At 69.4% G+C, this 1,175-nt stretch carries 1 protein-coding gene and 1 pseudogene; both read right to left on the bottom strand.

All coding sequences use genetic code 11. The features are described 5' to 3' along the window. Positions 1 to 865 (bottom strand): ABC transporter permease subunit (locus tag ACFV2O_RS36810; protein ID WP_379256394.1); only part of this gene is annotated, 865 nt, incomplete at its 3' end. Beyond that, positions 858 to 1,175, bottom strand: a pseudogene (locus ACFV2O_RS36805) (hypothetical protein); the annotation flags it as partial. The pseudogene ACFV2O_RS36805 and the gene ACFV2O_RS36810, both read right to left, overlap by 8 nt.

Raw genomic sequence — 1,175 nt, 5'->3', positions numbered from 1 at the left:
GGGCGGGCAGCAGCCCTGCGCCGAGGTCTCGGCGTCCGGCGAGCCATACGGTGGCGGTCAGCAGTGCCGCGGTGGTGGCGGCGACAGCGAGGAGCGTGGGCCAGTGGCTGCGGATGAACGGGTGGGTCTCATCGATCCATCCCAGCGGGGTGACCCATCGCAACCATCGCAGGGAGGTGGTGCTGTAGGCGACCACCCGGATCAGATAGGCGACCACGAAGACACCAGCGGCCAGTGCGGCGGCTTGACGGCGGTTGCCGGCGACCTGACTGCACAACGCCCCGACCGCAAGAAACAACCCTGCCGCCGCGGTAGTGGCCGTGGCCGCGAAAAGCACTGTCGAGGCCGAGAACCGGGCCTCGCCCTGGCTCCCGGCGGCAGCGAACAGCACAGCGGTGAGCGTCCACAGCACCAGGTAGCCGATGGCGAGACCGCCGAGCGCTGCGGCGGTGGCGCGGCGGCGATCGGTCGCGCCGGCCAGCAGTGGCTCCCAGCGCCCGGCGTCTTCTTCGCCGCGCAGCACGCGGGTCGCGGCGAGCAGGGCCCAGATCGCGCCGGCGATACCGAGCACACCGATGGCGTGGGTTGCGGCGTAGCCACCTACGGTGTCGATCTGCGGTGACGGCCCGAACAGCGCGTCCAACCCGACGTTGGAGCCCATCATCATCACCAGCCGCTGACGGTCGGCGGCGGTCGGATACTCCCGGGCGAACTGAACCACCTCGAGCCAGGTCACCAGCCCGAACACCACGCCCCAGATCACCGCGCCACGCAACACTGCACGCGCTGTCACCTGCATCGGGGTCAGCTGGGAGACGAGCGTGCGCACGGGCGAGGGTGCGGCAGCCGTGCGGATGTCAGTCACCGCACACCGTCTCCGGTTCGGTGAGGGTGGGTTCGTCACCGTAGCGGGCGAGGAACAGCTCCTCCAACGACGGTTCCCGGCTGAGTAATTGGGTCACCCGGGCGGCAGTGAGCCGTTGCAGCAACGGTTCCACCGATCCCTGCACTCGCAGCCGCACCTTGGCGCCGTCGACTTCGACGTGGCTGACTCCGCACACATGCGACAGATCCGGCGGTGGGCCGGTGAAGGTCGCTTCGATCGACAGCGCCGACAGATGCCGCATGTCGGCGAGAGTGCCCAGATCCACCAGTTGTCCCGCACGCAGAATCGC

The sequence above is a fragment of the Nocardia sp. NPDC059691 genome, from assembly GCF_042733915.1.
Classification (GTDB): domain Bacteria; phylum Actinomycetota; class Actinomycetes; order Mycobacteriales; family Mycobacteriaceae; genus Nocardia; species Nocardia sichangensis.
Note: the sequence above shows the minus strand (reverse complement) of the source record. Positions and strands in the feature narration are given on the sequence as shown.